General features: G+C 34.0%; 7 protein-coding genes. All 7 read left to right on the top strand.

The features are described 5' to 3' along the window. The first annotated feature begins 201 nt into the window (after positions 1 to 201). The 7 genes from Q0A18_RS00635 to ribA all read left to right on the top strand — a co-directional run bounded on the left by Q0A18_RS00635 (position 202) and on the right by ribA (position 5,649). Entirely contained in the window at positions 202 to 1,221 is a 1,020-nt protein-coding gene (locus tag Q0A18_RS00635) for a sugar phosphate nucleotidyltransferase (protein WP_292008232.1), read from the top strand. Between the two features lie 104 nt (positions 1,222 to 1,325). Further along, positions 1,326 to 2,153 carry a DUF4292 domain-containing protein gene (locus Q0A18_RS00630; protein ID WP_363315932.1) on the top strand — a complete coding sequence of 276 codons (828 nt, stop codon included), beginning with the start codon at positions 1,326 to 1,328 and terminating at the stop codon, positions 2,151 to 2,153. Beyond that, on the top strand, positions 2,150 to 3,706 hold the full coding sequence (locus tag Q0A18_RS00625; protein WP_292008231.1) for a peptidoglycan DD-metalloendopeptidase family protein: 1,557 nt from the start codon (positions 2,150 to 2,152) through the stop codon (positions 3,704 to 3,706). Before Q0A18_RS00630 ends, Q0A18_RS00625 begins: the two co-directional genes overlap by 4 nt. Positions 3,707 to 3,737: 31 nt before the next feature. Further along, positions 3,738 to 3,950, top strand: coding sequence for a twin-arginine translocase TatA/TatE family subunit (locus tag Q0A18_RS00620; protein ID WP_292008230.1), 213 nt, complete (start codon positions 3,738 to 3,740; stop codon positions 3,948 to 3,950). 16 nt (positions 3,951 to 3,966) lie between these two features. Next, complete coding sequence (locus Q0A18_RS00615; RefSeq protein ID WP_292008229.1) at positions 3,967 to 4,581, top strand: DUF4254 domain-containing protein; 615 nt, start codon at positions 3,967 to 3,969, stop codon at positions 4,579 to 4,581. Then, on the top strand, positions 4,578 to 5,036 hold the full coding sequence (locus Q0A18_RS00610; RefSeq protein ID WP_292008228.1) for a hypothetical protein: 459 nt from the start codon (positions 4,578 to 4,580) through the stop codon (positions 5,034 to 5,036). Before Q0A18_RS00615 ends, Q0A18_RS00610 begins: the two co-directional genes overlap by 4 nt. Before the next feature lie 19 nt (positions 5,037 to 5,055). After that, positions 5,056 to 5,649, top strand: coding sequence for a GTP cyclohydrolase II (gene ribA / locus Q0A18_RS00605; RefSeq protein WP_292008227.1), 594 nt, complete (start codon positions 5,056 to 5,058; stop codon positions 5,647 to 5,649). The last annotated feature ends 240 nt before the right edge of the window (positions 5,650 to 5,889 follow it).

Raw genomic sequence — 5,889 nt, 5'->3', positions numbered from 1 at the left:
TAATATTAATTTATAGTGAAAAAAATACAATTTTAGCAAGAACAAGAAAGAGCGCATAGTATTTGGTATTTATTTTGATACTAACCAATCCGATTACAACTATAAAAACAAGAAAGCTGATAAATATTACCTTCTCAAGGTCGTTTAATTGCTATCTTTATAAACGACTAAAACAACTAATAAATACAACCTATATAGTTTATGAAAATTATTGTTCCTATGGCCGGACGTGGTTCCAGACTTCGTCCACATACATTAACCGTTCCAAAACCTCTCATACCCATTGCTGGTAAACCTATTGTGCAAAGGCTTGTAGAAGATATTGCAAAAGTTGCCGGTGAAAAAATAGATGAAGTAGCTTTTATTATTGGAGACTTCGGTCCTGAAATTGAAAAATCCCTTACCCAGATAGCTGAAAAGCTAGGAGCAAAAGGAAGTATATATTATCAGGATGAACCACAAGGAACAGCCCATGCTATCAAATGTGCTGAGCAATCGATGCAGGGTGATGTTGTAGTAGCATTTGCTGATACATTATTCCGCGCAGATTTCAAATTAGATAAAAATTCAGATGGGGTAATTTGGGTGAAAAAAGTAGAAGACCCTTCTGCTTTTGGAGTTGTAAAGCTTGATGATTACGGATTTATCACAGATTTCATTGAAAAACCTCAAACTTACGTTTCAGATTTAGCCATTATCGGTATTTATTATTTCAATAGTGCTGAAAAGCTAATGAGTGAAATTAACTATATCATGGAAAATGATATTAAGCAAGGAGGTGAATATCAGCTGACAACAGCATTGGAAAACCTCAGATCCAAAGGAGCTAAATTCTCTTTAGGAAAAGTCGACGACTGGATGGATTGCGGAAATAAAAATGCAACGGTAGAAACCAATGGAAAAATATTAGAATACGAGATAGAGGAAATGGGCCACTACCCGGCGTCTGCTAATATTGAAAATTCACTTATTATTCAACCATGTTTTATAGGAGAAAATGTAAAAATATCCAATTCTAAAATAGGCCCTGGAGTATCGTTAGGAAATAATACAATCGTTATCAATTCCAATATTGATAATTCTTTAATACAGGAAAATACGGTAATAGATCATGGAAACTTATCCAATTCAATGATCGGAAATTCTGCACAGTATTTCGGAGTTGCAAGAGAGATTTCGTTGGGTGATTATTCAGTGCTTGATTTCTTAAATAAAGAATAAAAAAATTTAATTAAATAATAACAATCCAAACCACACAAAAGATTTTGTGTGGTTTGGCGTTAATATTGCAAAATATTTACGTAAAATTGAATATGTAAAATTGGATCACTTTAATTTTTATCACATTCGCTTTACTTTCCTGTAAAACCAGAAAGGCAGTAGGGCAAAATGTTCCACAAAATGACAGCACACAATACGCAGGTAGCAATGGACCTATTGATGCAGGAGAACCTATATCGGATAAACTGTCTTTTTATGAAAAAATATATGTTCAGCCTAAATTTGATTTTATAAAAATCAATAGTAAAATCACAGCGGATAATATCAAGGTAAGTCCTCTGGATGCAACTATTTATATTGAAAGTGATACAAAAATATGGGCTAACATCAATTTCCTGTTTTTCAATGCCGCAAGATCACTCATCACTCCGGAAGGAATTAAGGCTTTAGATAAATATAACAAGAATTATATTGACTCTGATTTCAATTACTTTAATAACCTGCTTAATGTTAATTTTATAGATTATAAAAGTCTGGAAAAGTTACTTATGGGAAGGACCTTTTTTACTCTGAGTGACCGTAATGCCCGTATTACAAAAAACATACAGGGATATCAATTATCTTCTATTTCCAATCAGAAAATAGAAACCGGTGATAAAATAAGAGAATACAAGGTGAATTATCAATATTCTAATGATTTTGATTTATTACAGGTAAAACTTCAGGATGCCGATTCGGATGATGCTGTGGAAATCTTGTATGACGGCTGGGAAACATTCAAAAATAACCTCAGAATGCCTAAATATGTTAAAATAATTATAAAAGGTTCAAAAACAAGTCAGATCTTATTAGAAAACACGAAATTTGGCTTTTCTAAAATGGAAACACCCTATTCAGTTCCAGCCAATTATAAGAAAATTGAGATTAAATGATTAAGAAATTTAGCTTTTTAATAGGAATTTTGTTGTTTGGATTGCACTTTGGGCAAAACAAAGAGCAGTTGCAGAAACAAAATGCTGAACTTAAAAAACAAATTGCTCAGATCAATTCGGATTTAGCAAAAACAAGAAATGAATCCAAGCTTTCCATCTCCTATTTAACTAGTGTCAATAAAAAGTTAGTATTAAGAGAGAAAGTATACAACAATACTCAAAAAGAAAAAAGATTTATCGAAGATGAAATCTATCTTCGTCAGCTAGAAATCAATCGTCAGAATAAAGAGTTGGCAGTTTTAAGAAAGAACTATGCGGAAGTACTGGTGAATGCCTATAAAAACAAAGGCGTACAAAATAAAGTAACCTTCATCCTTTCTTCCAAAAATCTGGGAGAAGCTTTAAGAAGAGTTCAGTATTTAAAGCAATACTCTGACTATCAAGATAAAAAAGCGGCTGAGATTTCTCATGCAGCTGAACAATTAAAAAAATCAATTGCACAGAAGCAGAAATCAGCAAGAGATAAAGAACAGCTTTTGGTTAATCAACAAAAGGATTTAGCTACCATCAATGCAGAGCGCACCCAAAAAGAACAGCTTGTGGCTGAATTTAAGAAAAATGAAAGTCAACTGACTGCTGAGTTAAAACAGAAACAAACACAATCTAAGGCATTAGAGGGAAGAATCAGAGCCATCATTGCCGAAGAAATAAGAATTGCCAAGGCTGAAGAAGAAGCAAGAAAGAAGGCTGAAGCAGAAAAAATACGTTTGGCAAAACTAGCTGCAGAAAGGGAAAAAGCAAGAATTGAAGCTGAAAACAAAGCAAGAGCGGAAGCATTAGAAAGAGAAAGAAAACTTGCTGAAGCTGAAGCTAAAAAAGCAGCTGAATTAGCAGCAAAACGTGCTGAAGAAGAAAGAAAACGTAACGAAGAGGCAGCAAGAGCAGAAGCCAATGCTAAAGATGAAGCAAGAAAAATTGCAGCAGCCAAAGCATCAGAAGAAGCTAATGCAAGAGCAAGAGAAGCAGCTAATAAATTAGCTGCAGCTAAAGCAGCTGAGGCTGCATTAGAGAAAAGAAAAGAAGACGAAAAGAAAGCTGCAGAATCTAAAGCAATGACTAACTTTGGAGTTTCTACAGCGGCAGGAAATAACTTTGCTGAAAACAGAGGCAAATTAGGGTTCCCTGTGGATAAGGGACAGATTACCCACCGTTTCGGAAGACAGCCACATCCTGTGTTTAAAAATATCGTAGAAGAAAATAACGGAATCAAGATTTCAGTTCCTTCAGGTGCTCGTGCCAAATCCGTATTCCCGGGTACAGTATCTTCTGTCTTGGCAAATAATGACGGTACCAAAACAGTTATCGTAAAACACGGAAATTACTTTACAATTTACTCCAATCTAGGAAACGTAAATGTTTCAAAAGGCCAACAGGTTTCCGCCGGAACTACGGTAGGAACGGTAGGTCAGGACTTTGACGGATCGTATACTCTTGATTTCCAGGTATGGAACGGAAGTACTCCGGTTGATCCGTTAGGTTGGGTTTCGTATTAAAAAAAGATTAACTTTGCAAAAAAGTTTAGAAATGGGAACATTAACAATATTAGCCTTATCATGGCAACACATCCTTATCGTAGCTATATTATTAGTATTGCTTTTTGGAGGTAAGAAGATCCCTGAATTAATGAGAGGAATGGGTTCAGGTATTAAAGAATTTAAAGATGCGGTAAAAGAAGACGATAAAACGACTTCAGAGAACAAAAACTCTACAACAGATAATAATTCTGCTAGCAACTAATTAATTCTTTCAATTAATGAATTTCACAGAAAATGCATGGAAAGTCTTCAGTAAATCAATTGAAGACTATCATATTTTTGATAATGTCGATACTCCTATCAATAATCCATTCGAAAAAGACAGTTTGGAACGAATTTTGTACGCAAAGAATTGGATTGATACCGTTCAATGGCATTTGGAAGATATTATTAGAGATGAAAATATAGACCCAACCGAAGCTCTTGCATTAAAGAGAAGAATTGACAACTCAAATCAGCAACGAACAGATTTAGTGGAATTTATAGACAGTTGGTTTCTTGAAAAATTCAAAAATATAACTCCTAAACCCCATGCAAAAATTAATTCTGAAACACCTGCCTGGGCAGTAGACAGATTATCAATTCTTGCATTAAAGGTTTATCATATGTCGCTAGAAGCTAATAGAGAATCCGCAACAGAAGAGCACCGCTTAAACTGTCAAGCAAAATTGGATGTACTTCTTATGCAGAAAGAAGATCTATCTACTTCTATCGATCAATTACTTGCCGATATTGAGAACGGTGACGTTAAGATGAAAGTGTACAAACAAATGAAAATGTACAACGATGAAAGTCTTAACCCAATCCTTTATCAAAAGGGGCAACAAAAATGAAAAAACTGTTTTTTTTTGGAGTACTATTCATCATCACTACTTCTTGTGCAACGGAAAAGTTAAATTTTTCTCCGCTGTCCAATAATTTCTATAGTGAAGCAAAAGGCTCCGATTCGGATAAGGGATTAAAATCGAGTATTGATATTAATATCAAAGAAAATGTCAATGCTTCCGAAATTTCTAATTTAATCTCAACTTTTCCAAAGTTTAAAAATGAAAAGCTAAATGAGGAAGTTACCGTACTGAAATATAGCCTTCAGAATTATCTGTATGCTATTGATGCGGGAAATGTTCCAGGAAAAGACAGAGCCATTAAAAACTTTGAAAAATCATACAAAAAAATTCAGAAACTTCGACAGAATCTTGATCAGGATGATAATGAAGTCCTTAACCGGTATTTGGTAAGACTAAAAACTAACACTACCGTTATCGAAGATTCTTTAAAAGGAAATTAAACTAATTGGGATAAATCAAATGATAAAAATTCAGGCGGAAGCCAATGTTCCTACGGAATATGGATCTTTCCGGATGATAGCTTTCTCCGAAAGCGAAGCAGACTGGATGCCACACATGGCTATTATCGCAGAAAATACAGATTTTTCAAAACCTGTGAATGTGCGGTTTCATTCAGAATGTATTACGGGAGAAGTCTTCCATTCACAAAAATGCGAATGTGGTCAGCAATTAGACGCTGCCATGAAATACATCCATGAAAATGGAGGTATTATTATTTACCTTCGTCAGGAAGGGAGAAATATCGGAATTATTAATAAATTAAAAGCCTATTCATTACAGGAAAAAGGACTGGATACTGTAGAAGCTAATTTAAAATTGGGGCTTCCTGCTGATGACCGTAACTTTAATGTAGCAATAGATATTCTAAATCTTTTAGGTGTCAAAGACATTAATCTTTTGACCAATAACCCTGAAAAGGTAAAATATGTTGAAGAAAGTAATGTTCACCTCAATTCGAGAGTTCCTTTACAGATACCTGCTAATGATATCAGCAGAGGCTATTTGAAGACTAAAAAGGACTATTTTGGGCATCTCCTTGATGAACAGGATTAAAATAGGATTAACACAAAAAAGCTTCAGAAAATTCCTGAAGCTTTTTAATTATAAAAAATTGAAAAGATATATTCTGATTAAAGTGATTTAATTTTAGACTCATCAATATTATAATATTTAATAACACTATTATAATCATTATAATCTACAGGAGCCGCTGCTTTAAGACTACTACCTGTACTGGCAGGAATAATTACCAGTCTAAAATTATTTCCATTAACATATGACATATTATTTGTC

The organism is Chryseobacterium sp. (assembly GCF_022712095.1).
Classification (GTDB): Bacteria; Bacteroidota; Bacteroidia; order Flavobacteriales; family Weeksellaceae; genus Chryseobacterium.
This window is presented reverse-complemented; position numbering and strand designations above follow the sequence as displayed.